Origin of the sequence: Chroococcidiopsis sp. SAG 2025, from assembly GCF_032860985.1 — a bacterium.
Taxonomy (GTDB): domain Bacteria; phylum Cyanobacteriota; class Cyanobacteriia; order Cyanobacteriales; family Chroococcidiopsidaceae; genus Chroococcidiopsis.
The window spans coordinates 3,672,519-3,687,826 of the sequence record NZ_JAOCNC010000001.1; the positions used below are offsets into that span (position 1 = coordinate 3,672,519).

Consider the following 15,308-nt stretch of genomic DNA (forward strand, 5'->3'; position numbering starts at 1 on the left):
TGACTAGTGACTAGTGGCTAGTGGCTAGAATTATCCCCCATGTCCCCCTGCTCCCTGCTCCTCTGCTCCTCTGCTCCTCTGCTCCCTGCTCCCTCTAACAGATCGGGACGGCGATCGCGGGTGCGTTGAATTTGCTGTTCGTAGCGCCACTGGGCGATCGCTTGATGATTCCCCGAAAGTAGAACTTCTGGAACTTTCCAGCCGCGAAATTCTGCTGGACGGGTATATTGAGGATAATCTAACAACCCTGCCTCAAAACTTTCGGCTTTAAGGGACTCTGTTTTTCCTACCGTTCCTGGTTGTAGCCGGATAACTCCATTCATCAATGCTAGAGCGGGAATTTCTCCTCCAGTTAACACGAAATCACCTAAAGAAATCTCTCGCGTGACTAAATGCAGTACGCGATCGTCTACCCCTTCATAATGCCCGCAGATAATGACTATTTGCTCGCAGTTACCTGCTAATTCTTTGAGCAACGATTGATTCAAAGGTTGACCTTGAGGAGTCATTAATATCGTTTCTCGACGCGGTAAAATTGGGAGTGATTCAACGGCAGCGAAAATCGGATCTGGTTTCATCAACATCCCTACACCACCACCGTAGGGTTCGTCATCGACCTTGCGATGCTTATCAGTGGTAAAGTCGCGGGGATTGACCAGATTTACCTCAGCAATTTTTTTTGCCAAAGCTTTACACATCAATCCTGAGCTAAGAGGAGAGGTAAAGAAGTCGGGGAAGAGAGTAACTATATCAAAACGCACAAAAACTCAACCAGAAAAATGACTATATTAAACAGTTATCAGTTATCAGTTATCAGTTGTCAGTGAAGAAAGGGAACCTCCCAGCAGGCAGTCATGAAAATACAAATGACAAATGACGTATGACAAATGACCAGTGACAAAAATGTTGCTTATTGTTTAAATTATGTTTAAATATTGTCACGTCTGGCAAATTACTGAGCGGTCAGGGTAAAAAAAATTCAATTGGTACGGTCTCAACCTCGGATTGAATGCTTTGCAGCACTGAAGCGATCGCAGGAGCGGACTTTGAATGAGGTTGACGAGAAGGAAAGAAACAATGGTGCAATTAGAGGCTCAATCGCTGGAAATGAGGACTCCCCAAGCTACAAAAACAGCCATTTTGGTGATCGGTGGAGCAGAGGATAAGGTTCACGGAAGGGAAATCCTGCACACGTTTTTTGCTCGTGCCGGATCGACAGATGCCCATATTGCGATTATTCCTTCTGCTTCTCGCGAACCGACAATTATTGGCGCACGCTATCTTAGCATTTTTGAAGAAATGGGAGCAAAAAAAGTCGAAGTCTTGGATATCCGAGAACGACAACAGTGCGAGGAGCCAAACGTTCAGGCATGTCTGGCTGCTTGTACGGGAGTCTTTTTGACCGGGGGGGATCAACTACGACTGTGTGCGGTGTTGGCAGATACCCCAGCGATGGATATTATTCGGATGCGGGTGCAGCGGGGACAGCTGACTTTAGCTGGTACGAGTGCGGGAGCTGCCGTGATGGGGCATCACATGATTGCTGGCGGTGGCAGCGGCGAGTCACCAAATCGAGCGCTGATAGATATGGCGATCGGTTTGGGAATCATCCCTGATGCGATCGTGGATCAGCACTTTCACAATCGCAACCGGATGGGACGGTTGCTCAGTGCAGTTGCCTGTCATCCAGATCGTCTGGGGATCGGGATCGATGAAGATACTTGCGCTATGGTCGAGAAAGATGGCACTTTAAGGGTGATGGGCAAAGGTACAGTTACGATTGTCGATCCTGGGGAAATGTCTTACACTAACCATGCCGATATTGGTGCTGCCGAGCCTTTGAGTTTGCATAACCTGCGAGTACATATCTTGAGTTATGGCGATCGCTATCATTTACAAAAGCGGATCGTTTTGGCTCCCGTGCAAAGACTACCGCAATAAAGTTGTAGGGGCGGGTTTTGACCAAAAATTTATGGCTAAGGCTGTTAATCTCTCTGCTAAAACCGCCCGTACAAAAGTCGGAATTCGGAAGTCAAGTATTCGTAGGGGCGGGTTTTGACCAAAGATTTACGGCTGAGACTGTTAATTTCTCTGCTAAAACCGCCCGTACAAAAGTCGGAATTCGGAATCATATTCTTCCCGTCGAAAGAATATGAGCTGCATTTTCAATTTCCAGTGAAAATGTGATTTTCGATACAGTTGTCGCCAAGTCTTGAGCGAGACACTAGTTAATTGGTTGCACCCCCCATTTCCCAATCCCATGAGAATTCTGAAAATCCAGACTTTACGCGGTCCCAACTATTGGAGCATTCGCCGACATAAGCTGATCTTGATGCGGCTCGATTTAGAAGATTTAGCCGAGCAACCGACAGATCGAATTCCAGGCTTCTATGAAGGACTAGTCGAGACTCTACCGAGTTTAGAATCGCATTTTTGCTCTCCTGGGTGTCGTGGTGGTTTCCTGATGCGGGTGCGGGAAGGCACGATGATGGGGCATGTGGTGGAACATATCGCCTTAGAGTTACAAGAACTGGCAGGCATGTCGGTCGGCTTTGGACGGACGCGGGAAACTTCAACACCAGGGATTTATCAAGTGGTGTTCGACTATGAAGACGAGCAGGCAGGACGCTATGCGGGAAGGGCTGCCGTGCGGATGTGCCAGAGTATTGTGGAGCAAGGAAGATATCCCCAAGCTGAGTTAGAGCAGGATTTGCAGGATCTCAAGGAACTGTATCGGGATGCAGCGTTGGGACCGAGTACGGAAGCGATTGTAGAAGAGGCAGCAGCTAAGGGGATTCCCTGGATGAATTTAGGGGCGCGGTTTTTGATTCAGTTGGGTTACGGCGCGAATCAAAAGCGGGTGCAAGCAACCATGAGCGATCGCACGGGAATTTTGGGTGTAGAACTTGCCTGCGATAAGGAGAGTACGAAACGGATTTTAGACAATGCCGGCGTACCCGTTCCTCAAGGAACGACAATTAGCTATTTAGATGAATTAGAAGATGCGATCGCTTCTGTTGGCGGTTATCCAATTGTAATTAAACCCTTGGATGGCAACCACGGGCGGGGGATCACGATAGATATTAGAACCTGGGAAGAAGCTGAAGCCGCCTACGATGCTGCGAAAGAAGTTTCTCGCGCTGTAATTGTCGAGCGCTACTACGTCGGGCGCGATCATCGCGTATTAGTCGTAGATGGTAAGGCGGTTGCCGTTGCCGAGCGCGTCCCCGCTCACGTTGTCGGTGATGGTGAGAGTACGATCGAACAGTTAATTGAAGAAACGAACCAAGACCCGAATCGAGGTGAGGGACACGATAACGTTCTGACCAAAATTCAACTCGATCGCACCAGTTTCCAATTGCTCGAACGCCAAGGGTATACCTTAGATACGGTATTAACAGAGGGCGAAGTTTGCTACTTGCGAGCAACGGCAAACCTGAGTACGGGTGGGATCGCTGTAGATCGTACCGATGATATCCACCCAGAAAATGCTTGGTTAGCGCAGCGAGTCGCGAAAATCGTTGGCTTAGATATCACGGGGATCGATATTGTCACCTCCGATATTAGCCGCCCGTTGCGGGAAACTGAAGGTGTAATTGTCGAAGTGAATGCGGCTCCAGGCTTTAGAATGCACGTTGCTCCCAGTCGCGGTATCCCTCGTAACGTTGCTGGGGCAGTATTAGATATGTTGTTTCCCCCAGGTACGCCCAGCCGAATTCCAATTATTGCCCTGACAGGGACGAATGGTAAAACAACCACTACGCGCTTGACGGCACACCTGATTAAACAGAGTGGCAAAGTTGTCGGTTACACCACAACTGATGGAACGTATATTGGCGATTATTTGGTAGAACCAGGTGATAATACTGGTCCCCAAAGCGCTCAGTTGATTTTGCAAGACCCCACGGTAGAAGTTGCCGTACTGGAGTCGGCACGGGGAGGTATTTTGCGATCGGGGCTGGCTTTTGATGCTAGCGATATCGGGGTGGTGTTGAATGTCGCTGCCGATCATTTGGGAATTGGCGATATTGACACGCTCGAACAAATGGCACACCTCAAGAGCGTGGTGGCGGAAGCCGTGCAACCGAATGGTTATGCCGTCCTCAATGCCGACGATCCGCTTACAGCAGAAATGCGCGATCGCGTCAAGTCTAAGCTAGCTTGGTTTTCCATGTCTCCAGACAACCCTTTAGTGCGGGAGCATACCCAACAGGGGGGATTGGCTGCGGTGTATGAAAACGGCTACCTATCAATTTTGCAGGGAGATTGGACGCTGCGGATCGAGCAGGCGGCGAACGTACCGTTAACTATGGGCGGACGCGCACCGTTTATGATTGCCAACGCTTTAGCTGCTAGTTTGGCAGCTTATGCCTACGGCGTGCAGATCGAACAGATCCGTGCTGGATTAGCTACGTTCCGTGCTTCCAGCAGTCAGACTCCTGGGCGGATGAATTTATTCAACCTGGGTGAATATCATGCTTTGGTAGACTACGCTCACAATCCCCACAGCTACGAGGCGTTAGGGGGATTTGTGCGTAACTGGACGGCAGGAGAAAGAATCGGTGTTATCGGAGGTCCGGGCGATCGCCGTGACGAAGATTTTATCATCCTGGGTAGGCTATCGGCAGAAATTTTCGATCGCATCATTATTAAAGAAGACGACGATAACAGAGGTCGCCCTAGAGGAGATGCGGCTGAGTTAATTTCCAAGGGAATCATGCAAGTCAAGTCCGATTGTCGTTACGAGATCGTCTTAGATGAGACGACAGCGATCGATACGGGTTTAGACACTGCCTCCAATGGTAGTTTGGTGGTGATCCTGCCAGAAAGCGTCAGCCGTGCCATTAGCTTAATTCAAGCCCGTAATCCCTTGAGCGATAATTCCCTCCAGCCTCCCAGCGTGGCGGCACAAGATTCACCAACTGGGATCGTGTCGTCGGTGAATCAGATTTAGTCATTCGTCATTTGCAAGCGGTAATTTTAACTTTTGACTTCCCCTATTGATCTTCCGATTCAGGGCGATCTTCCTGGGGGTTTTTCAGTTCTTCTTTGAAGCCGCGTAGGGTTTTCCCCAGGGAACTGCCTAATTCGGGAATTTTCTTGGGACCAAAAATGAGAATTGCAATGATGAAGATGACTCCGACTTCTGCCCATCCTAGACCAAACATATAATTCTCCTGTCAACCTTCTTTCTTATTAATCATAGATGGGGTGCGATAACTTCGTTAATAGGGAGCAGGGAGCAGTTAATTCCAACTTACGACTTACGACTTGGTAACTGGTATTTTCAGCCAGGTGCTGAGTTCTTGGGCTAGCCAGTTAATTTCTGATGGAGAGATGGAACCATCGTTACCGAGTTCGTATTTTCTGGTTCCCGCCCAAATTGTCAAGCGGGAGACATTGCCAAAAGATGCGATCGCGAGTTTTTCGATCTCTTGTCTCGGTATTTGATGGCGCGGCTGTTTGAACTGAAAACCCAACATTTCGTAACTGCGAGAAATATAGTTACGATCTAAACTAATTCGGACTTTACCAAATAAAGCTGAAAGAATTCGCCAAACCATACTCGCACCCGCGCCTAAAAAAGGAAGTGAAAATAAGGCGAAGAAGAGATTCATGCCCATTGGTGCTGTTATGAGAGCCGAGGCTAGCCAAAATACTAAAAACGAATTCCAGGCGATCGCAAATAAGCTTAAAGAGACAATTTCAGGACTAAAACCTTTGCTAGGAAGCAAAATTTCTACAGAATTGGCATCTTGATGGAATTTAATTTTACTCCCAAACGGTTGCGAAATTGTCGGTACGATACTTACAGGTTGTTCTAACGCTGCCAACGCTTCCCGAGCCGAACTCAAGCGCCGATCTAAATTTGGTTCGGTCATCCACTTTAACCAGCGGGTAAATTCAGGACTCAAATTTGCCACCGATTCAAATTGAATGTGTCCGTTTTTGTGTGGTAAATCGGCGGGATGAGTCCCCGTAACCAAGTAAATTAAAGTTGTACCTAAGCTATATAAATCGGAGGCGGGAACGGCGCGATCGCCAAATTGTTCGGGTGGCATATAACCGTATGTCCCCACGACTGTCATAGTTCCGCCTTCCTTAGAAGCTAGAGTTTGGACGGAACCGAAATCGACTAAATATATTTGCTCGATGCGATCCCCAAGCAAAATATTGCTAGGTTTCAGATCGCGGTGAATGACGGGTGGTTTTTGTCCGTGGAGGTAAATCAAAATTTCTAGTACTGACTTAGCTAATTGTTTGACTTCCGCCTCGCTAAAAGTTCGTCCAGCCTTGAGTTCTGTTTCTAAAGATTTTCCTTCTACATAAGACTGTACCAGAGCAAACCCTTTACTGTATGGTGTATCGAATTCAAAAAAATCTAAATATTTGGGAATGGCGGGGTGAGATAAAGCTTTTAAAGTTTCTGCTTCCCGTTCAAATAACTTCAACGCCTCCCACTCAAAATCTAGTCCGAAGGACAGAAGTTTGATAACAACTAATTGTTGAGTTTCTAAATCTCGCCCTAACAGGGTTTTGCGTCCGGCTTTTTTTGCCAATTGTCGTTGAATTTGGTAGCGCGAAGTGAGGCGATCGCTATAGTTCATATTTTGTGACTCATAAATCGTAGGGTGCAACGCATCCTACAAAAATGGTAACTAATCTCTAACATTCAAAAAGTGATGCGACAAATTCGCCAATCTGTCAAAATTTCAGCACCTATTTGGCGATAAAATGCGATCGCGAGTTCGTTCCAATAATTAATTCAAAGATTGCAGTTGTATCGGTGCTTTGAGCTGGACGCAAGATAAATTTAGCATCCATCAGGCATTTTAAGATATTGTCACGCCAAGACGCAAAGACGCAAAGTGTTACTGAGAAATGGTAGCTTTTTGCTATGCATTGTATGTCAGAAAGAGATATCTTCTTGTAAAACTCGATCGCACTTGAAGATACTCTTCATTCCTTTGCGCCTCTGCGTCTTTGCGCGATCGAAATTATAATAGCCACCCTTTCAAGCGTTTAGCAATGTGAGGACGGCGCAATTTCCGCATGGCTTTACTTTGAATTTGTCTGACTCTTTCGCGAGAAAGATTGAATAAACAACCGACTTCCTCCAAGGTACAGGGTTCGCTTGTCGTTAAACCGTAACGCAGAGAAATTACGTCTTTTTCCCTGGGAGTGAGAACATCACCTAAAACATCCCATATTTCCTGTCTCATCATGGTTTCGCTCATCTGTTGTTCGGGAGATTGAGCGTCGTTGTCTTCTAGGAGATCGACTAGTTCTGTATCTTCCTCTTTCCCGACTCGATGATTCAGCGATAAAGCTTTGCGCCGTAGCTGTTGTAATTGACGTAGCTGTTCTGGTGGAACTTCTAATGCTGCGGCTAATTCAATTTCTGAGGGATTGCGTTGGAGTTTTTGCTTCAGCTCTCGTTGATATTTTTTAAGTTTATTTAATTTTTCAACAATGTGAATTGGTAGTCGAATTGTTCTAGCATCATTGGCGATCGCCCGTGTAATTGCTTGACGAATCCACCAATAGGCATAGGTAGAAAATTTATATCCCTTGTCGGGATCGAATTTTTCTGTGGCGCGATTGAGTCCCATTGCGCCTTCTTGAATCAGATCTAGAAATGGCAAACCACGATTCAAATAGCGTTTGGCGATGGAAACTACCAAGCGTAAATTGGAACGAATCATTTTCCGCTTTGCCACTCGTCCCAAATACAGTTGGTGTTCTAATTGTTTTTCTGAAATTCCTAACTCCGCTATCAATTCTTCGCGGTTTGGTTGACGTTTGAGTTGCTTTTGTATTCCTCTTTGAATTTCTTCAACTTCAACTAAAAACCGGACTCGACGCGCCAATTCTACTTCTTCGTCTGCTTTCAGCAAGGGATAACGCGCCATTTCTTTAAAAAATGCTCCCACTGCGTCGTCAAACTGAGTTTTTTGATACTCCGAAGCTCTTGCTGCTCCAATCCCATCAAAGTCTCGCTCGTCAGCCTCCCATCCTTCTGTCAAGGCGATCGCTGTGTCTTCTATATTAGGTGCTGTTAGCTCGGGTAGCTGCTCTGGTTCCGATTCGACTTCTCGATTCAAAGCGGTAATTACCTCTATTTCGGCAATATCTATATCGCTATTGAATTCAGGGGTAGGGAAGCGATCGTGTTGGTACGGCTGCTTTCTTTCGTACATAAACACTGGCACAAGGTAGATTGGAGACTACTTAATTTTTAATTAAGTTTCATGCTTGAAACTTTTCTGGGTAATTATCTTCTTATTAGAAGCTTATTATCAGTTTTTCTCAACTTGAAAAACTTTCAAATTCGTATTTCCTATTACCAATTTTGCTCGGCAATAAACACTGTAAATTGAGAGCGAGAGTTTTATTAAATTTTCTAACCATGCTTATCGTAGGCTAATTATCGTTTGAAATGCAATGTAAATAGTAAGAGATTTCCTGTTTTTTTATGGCAAACTTATTAAGTTTTTGTTAAAGTTCGTTGTATATTTCAGAAAAACAAATAGTTCTTCCGAAAGTTATGATGTATACCAAGCCAATAGGATGTTTAGTATTCCTAAATATATGCTAGGCTAAGGAATAAAAGTTACTAATTATACACATATGCCAACCTAATGCATTAAGTTTTCTTAAAGTATTTGTTCCTAAAAATTAGGATGGCATAGAATTAACCATTTAAATCTCTACCAATAGGGAGAAAATACTTATTAGAAGTCAGAAGAGAGCTGAGGGAGTCGGGGAAAGAGAGAGTCGCGGAGCTACTTCCAAGTCACAAGTCACAAGTCACAATTCAACCCTACACCCTGATAGCGCCAGTTGCTTCAACGGAGGCAGCCTCCGCACCGCACTGGCTCCCCCACACCCCACATCCTTTCTTCACTGCTCCCTTCATTGCGAATTCAGTAGGCAAATTGTAATATGGATTACCACAGGTCGCGCCAAGGGCGATTGTAGTAGTAGGCTAATTTAGGTATGGTCGGGGTAAATTTAACAGGCAGATCTGTGGTAGCTGAACTACAAGGATACTACCAATCGCAAACGAACCAGCGTTGGCTGGAAGTTTTGGTAGATTGCCCGGGAACGCAGGAAATCTATATCTATAAGTTGCCGACTCAATTAACGGTGCAGCCGGGAGATATCTTGAGCGTGCCGTTTGGAGCAAATCAAGTTGGAGCGATCGCCTTACGATTTGTAGAGCAGCCTCCCGTCGATCTATCGCCAGACAAAATTCGTGCTGTTGAGGATGTGGTGAGTCGGGGCTTTTTCCCGCCTGCGTATTGGGAGCTACTCAATCGAGTGGCAGCATATTACTACACTCCCTTGATTGCAGCAATTCGCGTTGCTTTGCCCCCTGGACTGCTGGGGCGATCGCAGCGTCGGATTAAACTAATTGGGGAAATCAAACCTGGTGTTGATGCTTTCTTCACTCCGGCGGCGAAAGAAATTTTGGCACTGCTGCAAGCTCAACCGAATAAGGACTACAGCTTTGTTTACCTGCAAAGGCAAGTCAGGAATGCCTATCGGGGAGTGCGAGAATTGTTGCGCATGTCGTTGGTAGAAAGTTATCTAGAACCACCCCGCCTGACACGCCCCAAGTTGCAAAAAGCGGTGACATTGGTAAGTACGGGATTAGAACGAGATATTACGTCTCGACAACAGGAAATTTTAGACGTGTTGCGACGGCAGGGCAGCGATATTTGGTTGAGCGAACTGTTACGGTTGTGTAACGCCAGTCCTAGTACCCTCAAGACATTAGAACAGAAGGGTTATGTTGTCATTGAAGAACGGGAAATGCTGCGGCAAGAACAAGGAGTGTTGCAAGCAGCAGACGAGCCAAAAATACTGACAGCAGCTCAGTTGCAAGCAGTAGAGGCAATTACTCAACTAGAAGGATGCGATCGCGTCTTATTGCATGGGGTGACGGGATCGGGTAAAACTGAAGTCTATTTACAGGCGATCGCGCCCATATTACGTCAAGGCAAATCGGCTCTAGTTCTCGTACCGGAGATCGGTCTAACTCCCCAACTTACCGATCGTTTTCGCGCCCGCTTCGGTAGCAAAGTATGCGTTTACCATAGCGCCCTCTCAGATGGAGAAAGATACGATACCTGGCGACAAATGCTTTTAGGAGAACCCCAAGTTGTTATTGGCACTCGTTCTGCTATTTTTGCCCCCTTACCCCGTCTTGGCTTAATTATTTTAGACGAGGAACACGACAGCAGCTTTAAGCAAGATTCCCCCATTCCCACCTACCACGCCCGTACCGTCGCCCAGTGGCGCGCTGAATTAGAAAACTGTCCCTTAGTGTTGGGTTCTGCAACCCCTTCTTTGGAAAGTTGGGTGATTAGTAGGGAGCAGGGAGCAGGGAGCAGGGGGAAGAGGGCTGAGGGAGCAATTACAAGTCACAAGTCACAAGTCACAAGTCACAATTACACCACGCACCACTCACCTACCCATTACCTCTCCTTGCCAGAACGCATCCAATCCCGCCCCTTACCACCTGTAGAAGTGGTAGATATGCGTCAGGAGATTCAGGAGGGAAATCGCTCTATTTTTAGTCGTTCGCTGTTGGAGGCTTTGCAGCAATTACAAGCACGGGGACAGCAGGGAATTTTATTTATCCATCGACGGGGACACAGTACGTTTGTTTCTTGTCGCAGTTGCGGTTACGTGTTGGAGTGTCCGGCTTGTGACGTGTCGTTGTCCTATCACCATGTAGAAGAGGGTGCGCCGCAGTTGTTGCGGTGTCATTACTGCAATTACAGTCAATCTCATCCTCGTAATTGTCCCGAATGCGGTTCCCCTTATTTGAAATTTTTTGGTAGCGGGACGCAGCGGGTAGCGCAGGAAATTACGCGATTGTTTCCTCAATTGCGATTTATTCGGTTTGATAGCGATACGACTCGGACTAAAGGGGCGCACCGGACGCTACTAACTCAGTTTGCCAACAGGGAGGCAGATTTATTAATTGGGACGCAAATGCTGACGAAAGGGTTGGATCTGCCCCAAGTTACCCTCATTGGTGTGGTAGCGGCGGATGGATTGTTGCACTTACCTGATTACAGAGCCGCAGAACGCGCCTTTCAAACTTTAACTCAGGTAGCGGGAAGGGCAGGACGGGGTGACGATCCTGGTAGAGTGATTTTACAAACCTACACTCCCGATCATCCGGTGATTCAAGCCGTGCAGCAGCATGAATATGAAGGGTTTGTAGAGGCGGAGTTGCAGCAGCGGGTGGCGTTGAATTATCCGCCCCACGGACGATTGATTTTGTTGCGTTTGAGTAGTGTTGAGGCAAATGCGGTAGAAAATACAGCTGGAGCGATCGCATCCTATTTAAATAATTACATTACGCCTAGTTGGGAAATTTTGGGTCCTGCCCCAGCGAATATTTTGCGGGTAGCTAATCGTTACCGTTGGCAAATTCTGCTGAAGATTGCTCCAGATCTGCAACCAGTGTTACCCAATTGGCAGCAGGTGCGATCGCTTTGTCCTAATAATGTGAGTTTGACTATCGATGTCGATCCGCTCAATTTGATGTGATTTATTATGGGATTTTGACTTTTAACTTTTGACTTACTTACTAGCTATCTTTGTCTGTATCGCTAGCTCGCTCTTTATTAACTGTTGGTAATTTTTCGGTATTAGTTGCATCTAAAGAGCGTTTGGGTAAGACAAACATGCTGGTTGATTTTAGTCCCTTCGTCATATTTCTAGCTTTGGACAGTAAGCGCTCCCAGGTATCTGTCTTAAACCGCCCATATGCAATGCCTTTGCGAGCATTATTGACGTTGCGTACACTGTCAATCAAACTGATAATAGCATCAAATATTGCCGCCAAAATCGTTCTTGCTGTTGCGTTCTTTGGCTCATCTATATTCGGGGCTATTTGAATTAGATCGATTAGATGCGATCGCATTTGCTCGTTTGCGATCGCATCTGCTTCATAATTAACGGTAATAGATGCAGCCTGTTTATTAATCCGAAAATCTTTAATTCGAGTATCGGATTCTATTAACGCCTTGAGTTTATCGGTATACTCGGAATCTGTTGCTATGCGAGGAATAGTAAATCGGATGCGTCCAGGAACCTCATGAGCAATCTTATGAGGTATTTCTTGGGGCAGTGTGGCATTTTCTTCTAGGTTTGAAGAGAGCGTTTTTGTAGATTGTTGCTCCCGATTAAAGAGTTTTCTAAATTTCATGCTTCCGGTTCCGCTTTAAGGAGAAAATATCAATTTTTTTGGATTTCTCCTTTTTCTGGCTTTAAACTCTATTTCTCTCCTTATTACATCCTCTAGAGTGCCAGAGGGAGAACTAAGTTACTGAAACTGTCAATCTTGCTTTAGCTTCAATATTGCATTACGTTTCTGCTCGATCATCTATCTGATGGACTAGATTTTCTTAGCAAGCAAGACTACAAATAAGCTTGTAAAAATCTAATTTATAGAAAAACTTTTATGATGTATAGCGTCTGCTTATAAACAACTAACAAGAGATGTTAAACCGAGCGGAAACTTGTTTCTCTTAGTAGTAGAAATGAGCAGCTTAATTATCGATCTCATCAGAGTTCTTTCTTACTCTTACTGTCTGGAATGCTATTTATATTATAGTAGTAGCTATTTTCTGTTCGCTCTTTTACCTAATTTACCCCTCCTTTTTATCAACGAACGACATGAAGCGATCGCTATTGAAATAGAAAATCTACGCGATTGCTTTGTCCTCATAATGTGAGTTTGACTATCGATGTCGATCCGCTCAATTTGATGTGATTTTTCTAACCCAAGTATCAAACTATGAGCTAGCTCAGAGATGCTAGCAAGCAGGTTTGTCAAACTAAAAGTACGACCGAGATGAAGGTTGCGAGTGCGAATGTGGGTTGAACTGAGTTCGACTTGCACGATTCGATTCGCGATCGGCATTCTTTTATCTTTATTTGGAGGTGCGGCAATGACTGATTCTATATCGGTGGGCGATCGCGCCGCAACTGGAGGGCGATCGCTCAGCCTACCTGCCTGGTTAGTACTCATCTGCATCATTGCCTTTACAACCTTGCTAGCTGCCGGAGCAGCAATCTGGAAAAATGCTCCACCCGTTCCCGATGTAGTGCAATCCCCGCAACAAGAAATTATCCTGACGCGAGCAGAGATTCAAGCGGGACAAGAAATCTATCTGGCTCGCGGCGGGCAACACATTGGCAGTATTTGGGGACATGGCAGCTATCTCGCGCCCGATTGGACGGCTGACGTGCTGCACCGATGGGGATTAAGCACTGCTGGCGTTCTCTATAACAGTCAGCCAGATTTTTCTCAAGCAGACTTGGATGCTTTACCCGCTCCCGAAAGAGCCAGTTTGGCAGCAAAGGTAAGCGAGCAGTTCAAGACCAACCGCTACGATCCCCAAACCCGTACGCTACTCCTGACGGATGCTCAAACTCAAGGCTTGAAACAAGTTTTTCAAGATTATCAGCCGCTATTGGCTCATGGTTCTGCCATCCACTCTATTCCTGATGGCTGGTTCAAAGACAATACCCAAATTCGCAATGTCACTGGCTTCTTTGCCTGGACTGCTTGGGCAGCATCTGCCAATCGCCCCAATGCTCCTTTTTCCTATACGGCGAATTGGCCCGCCGATCGCCTGATTGGTAATCAAGCCCCAGGACAGTTTATCACCTGGTCGATCCTATCGGTGGTGGTTCTAATTGCGGGCATTGGCGTGTTTCTATTTATCTACCTGACGCAAGAAGAAACAGATGAAGTCCAGCCCGTTCCGGCTCGTCCAGCCGTCCGCATTCCTACACCCAGCCAGAAAGTAACCTCGTTATTTTTTGGCGTAGCGATGACATTGTTTCTGGTGCAAATTTTAATGGGAATGTTTACCGCACACTATGCCGTCGAAGGTGAAGGATTTTACGGTCTTCCCCTGATTCAATTCCTCCCCTACGCCGCCTCGCGCACCTGGCATCTGCAACTCGCTTTATTTTGGATTGCCACCTGTTGGTTAGCGGCTGGATTATATTTTGCGCCTCGGTTCGGTCAGTACGAACCGAAGTATCAAGCTTTGGGTAATACCGTGCTGCTGGGAGCGTTGGCGATCGTGGTGGTCGGCTCGATCGTTGGCACTTGGCAAGCCGTGACAGGGGTGCTAGACGTAAAAGATAGCTTCCTTTGGGGACACCAGGGCTACGAGTACATTGAATTAGGGCGAGTTTGGCAACTGCTGTTGATTGGCAGCATGGTCTTTTGGTTGTGGCTGCTGTACCGTGCCTTCAAGCCTGCCCTGAAACAGGAAAAAACTCCGACGGGGTTGAGTCACTTTTTCCTCTACAGTGCCATTACGATTCCCCTGTTTTATTCAGTAGGGTTAGCCTATACCAACCACACCTCCCTGAGCATTGCCGAGTATTGGCGCTGGTGGGTAATTCACCTCTGGGTGGAAGGCTTCTTCGAGGTGTTTGCAACAGTGGTAATTGCCTATTTATGTAGCGAACTGGGATTCCTCAAGAAATCCTCGGCATTACGCGCCACCTATCTCACCACGATTCTGTACTTGGGCAGTGGGGTAATCGGCACTTTGCACCATCTGTACTTCTCCGGTACGCCGACATTTATTGCCGCGATGGGAGCGGTGTTTTCGGCGCTGGAAGTCGTACCCCTGACACTGATTGGCTTTGAAGTTTTGAAAACCCTAAGACTATCTCAGGAAGCAGAAGGGTTTTACCGTTGGCCGCTACGCTTTTTCATTGCCACCTGTTTCTGGAATTTAATCGGTGCGGGAGTGTTTGGCTTTTTAATTAACCCTCCGATTGTCTTGTATTATTCTCAAGGACTGAACACGACTCCAATTCACGCCCATTCTGCTTTGTTTGGCGTGTATGGTTGTTTAGCTCTAGCGCTGATGTTGTTTGCCTTGCGGGAATTTGTGCCAGAACGGGCTTGGAACGAGCGGCTCTTGCGTTTTAGCTTCTGGACGATCAATGGCGGTTTAGTTGGAATGCTGGTTTTAGGACTAATTCCCAATGGCTTCTACCAATTGGCGCAGTCGATCGATCGCGGCACTTGGTATGCTCGTAGTGCTGAGGTGATTAGTAGCCCGTGGATGCGATGGACTGTATGGTTGCGGATTCCAGGTGATATTATTTTTGCGATCGGTGCGTTGACAATGTTTGTGTTTACGGTGAGAGCGATCGTTGCTGTCTTTCGCTTTCCGGTCAAAACGGCAAAAACGACACCACCGGAGTTACCAAAGGCGATCGCGGCTCGCAGCACGAAGTTCTAGGGT

The 15,308-nt window shown here is 46.5% G+C and carries 10 protein-coding genes; 4 read left to right on the forward strand and 6 right to left on the reverse strand.

Annotated elements, in window-relative coordinates:
* Positions 1-17: 17 nt before the first annotated feature.
* On the reverse strand, positions 18-761 hold the full coding sequence (trmD, locus tag N4J56_RS17815; RefSeq protein ID WP_317107647.1) for a tRNA (guanosine(37)-N1)-methyltransferase TrmD: 744 nt from the start codon (positions 759-761) through the stop codon (positions 18-20).
* Positions 762-1,077: 316 nt separating this feature from the next.
* Between trmD and N4J56_RS17820 the strand changes: the two genes are divergently transcribed.
* On the forward strand, positions 1,078-1,941 hold the full coding sequence (locus tag N4J56_RS17820; RefSeq protein WP_317107648.1) for a cyanophycinase: 864 nt from the start codon (positions 1,078-1,080) through the stop codon (positions 1,939-1,941).
* 56 nt (positions 1,942-1,997) lie between these two features.
* Here N4J56_RS17820 and N4J56_RS17825 read toward each other — a convergent pair whose 3' ends face one another.
* Positions 1,998-2,132, reverse strand: a complete 135-nt coding sequence (locus N4J56_RS17825; RefSeq protein WP_317107649.1) for a hypothetical protein — start codon at positions 2,130-2,132, stop codon at positions 1,998-2,000.
* A 128-nt stretch (positions 2,133-2,260) separates the two neighbouring features.
* Here N4J56_RS17825 and cphA point away from each other — a divergent pair, with 128 nt between their 5' ends.
* Positions 2,261-4,954 carry a cyanophycin synthetase gene (gene cphA, locus N4J56_RS17830; protein ID WP_317107650.1) on the forward strand — a complete coding sequence of 898 codons (2,694 nt, stop codon included), beginning with the start codon at positions 2,261-2,263 and terminating at the stop codon, positions 4,952-4,954.
* Positions 4,955-4,997: 43 nt separating this feature from the next.
* Here the strand turns inward: cphA and tatA are convergent, their stop codons facing one another.
* From tatA to N4J56_RS17845, 3 genes are all read right to left on the reverse strand, one after another.
* Positions 4,998-5,168 carry a twin-arginine translocase TatA/TatE family subunit gene (gene tatA, locus N4J56_RS17835; protein ID WP_317107651.1) on the reverse strand — a complete coding sequence of 57 codons (171 nt, stop codon included), beginning with the start codon at positions 5,166-5,168 and terminating at the stop codon, positions 4,998-5,000.
* 96 nt (positions 5,169-5,264) lie between these two features.
* Positions 5,265-6,608, reverse strand: coding sequence for a serine/threonine-protein kinase (locus tag N4J56_RS17840; RefSeq protein ID WP_317107652.1), 1,344 nt, complete (start codon positions 6,606-6,608; stop codon positions 5,265-5,267).
* A gap of 390 nt (positions 6,609-6,998) precedes the next feature.
* Complete coding sequence (locus tag N4J56_RS17845; protein ID WP_317107653.1) at positions 6,999-8,201, reverse strand: RpoD/SigA family RNA polymerase sigma factor; 1,203 nt, start codon at positions 8,199-8,201, stop codon at positions 6,999-7,001.
* Positions 8,202-9,000: 799 nt separating this feature from the next.
* Between N4J56_RS17845 and priA the strand changes: the two genes are divergently transcribed.
* A complete protein-coding gene (gene priA, locus N4J56_RS17850; RefSeq protein ID WP_410500351.1) occupies positions 9,001-11,571 on the forward strand; it encodes a primosomal protein N' in 2,571 nt (856 codons plus the stop codon).
* 40 nt (positions 11,572-11,611) lie between these two features.
* Here priA and N4J56_RS17855 read toward each other — a convergent pair whose 3' ends face one another.
* The gene (locus tag N4J56_RS17855) at positions 11,612-12,232 is read right to left on the reverse strand and encodes an HMA2 domain-containing protein (RefSeq protein ID WP_317107655.1); all 621 of its coding nucleotides are present in this window, start codon (positions 12,230-12,232) and stop codon (positions 11,612-11,614) included.
* 745 nt (positions 12,233-12,977) lie between these two features.
* On the opposite strand from N4J56_RS17855, the gene N4J56_RS17860 reads away from it, so the two are divergent.
* Entirely contained in the window at positions 12,978-15,305 is a 2,328-nt protein-coding gene (locus N4J56_RS17860; protein WP_410500527.1) for a nitric-oxide reductase large subunit, read from the forward strand.
* The last annotated feature ends 3 nt before the right edge of the window (positions 15,306-15,308 follow it).

Excerpts from the sequence above, each read along its gene's own strand:
- N4J56_RS17845 (WP_317107653.1), bottom strand. The coding sequence starts at position 8,201 with ATGTACGAAAGAAAGCAGCCGTACCAACACGATCGCTTCCCTACCCCT.
- N4J56_RS17855 (WP_317107655.1), bottom strand. The coding sequence starts at position 12,232 with ATGAAATTTAGAAAACTCTTTAATCGGGAGCAACAATCTACAAAAACG.
- cphA (WP_317107650.1), top strand. The coding sequence starts at position 2,261 with ATGAGAATTCTGAAAATCCAGACTTTACGCGGTCCCAACTATTGGAGC.
- tatA (WP_317107651.1), bottom strand. The coding sequence starts at position 5,168 with ATGTTTGGTCTAGGATGGGCAGAAGTCGGAGTCATCTTCATCATTGCA.
- N4J56_RS17840 (WP_317107652.1), bottom strand. The coding sequence starts at position 6,608 with ATGAACTATAGCGATCGCCTCACTTCGCGCTACCAAATTCAACGACAA.
- N4J56_RS17825 (WP_317107649.1), bottom strand. The coding sequence starts at position 2,132 with ATGATTCCGAATTCCGACTTTTGTACGGGCGGTTTTAGCAGAGAAATT.
- N4J56_RS17860 (WP_410500527.1), top strand. The coding sequence starts at position 12,978 with ATGACTGATTCTATATCGGTGGGCGATCGCGCCGCAACTGGAGGGCGA.
- priA (WP_410500351.1), top strand. The coding sequence starts at position 9,001 with ATGGTCGGGGTAAATTTAACAGGCAGATCTGTGGTAGCTGAACTACAA.
- N4J56_RS17820 (WP_317107648.1), top strand. The coding sequence starts at position 1,078 with ATGGTGCAATTAGAGGCTCAATCGCTGGAAATGAGGACTCCCCAAGCT.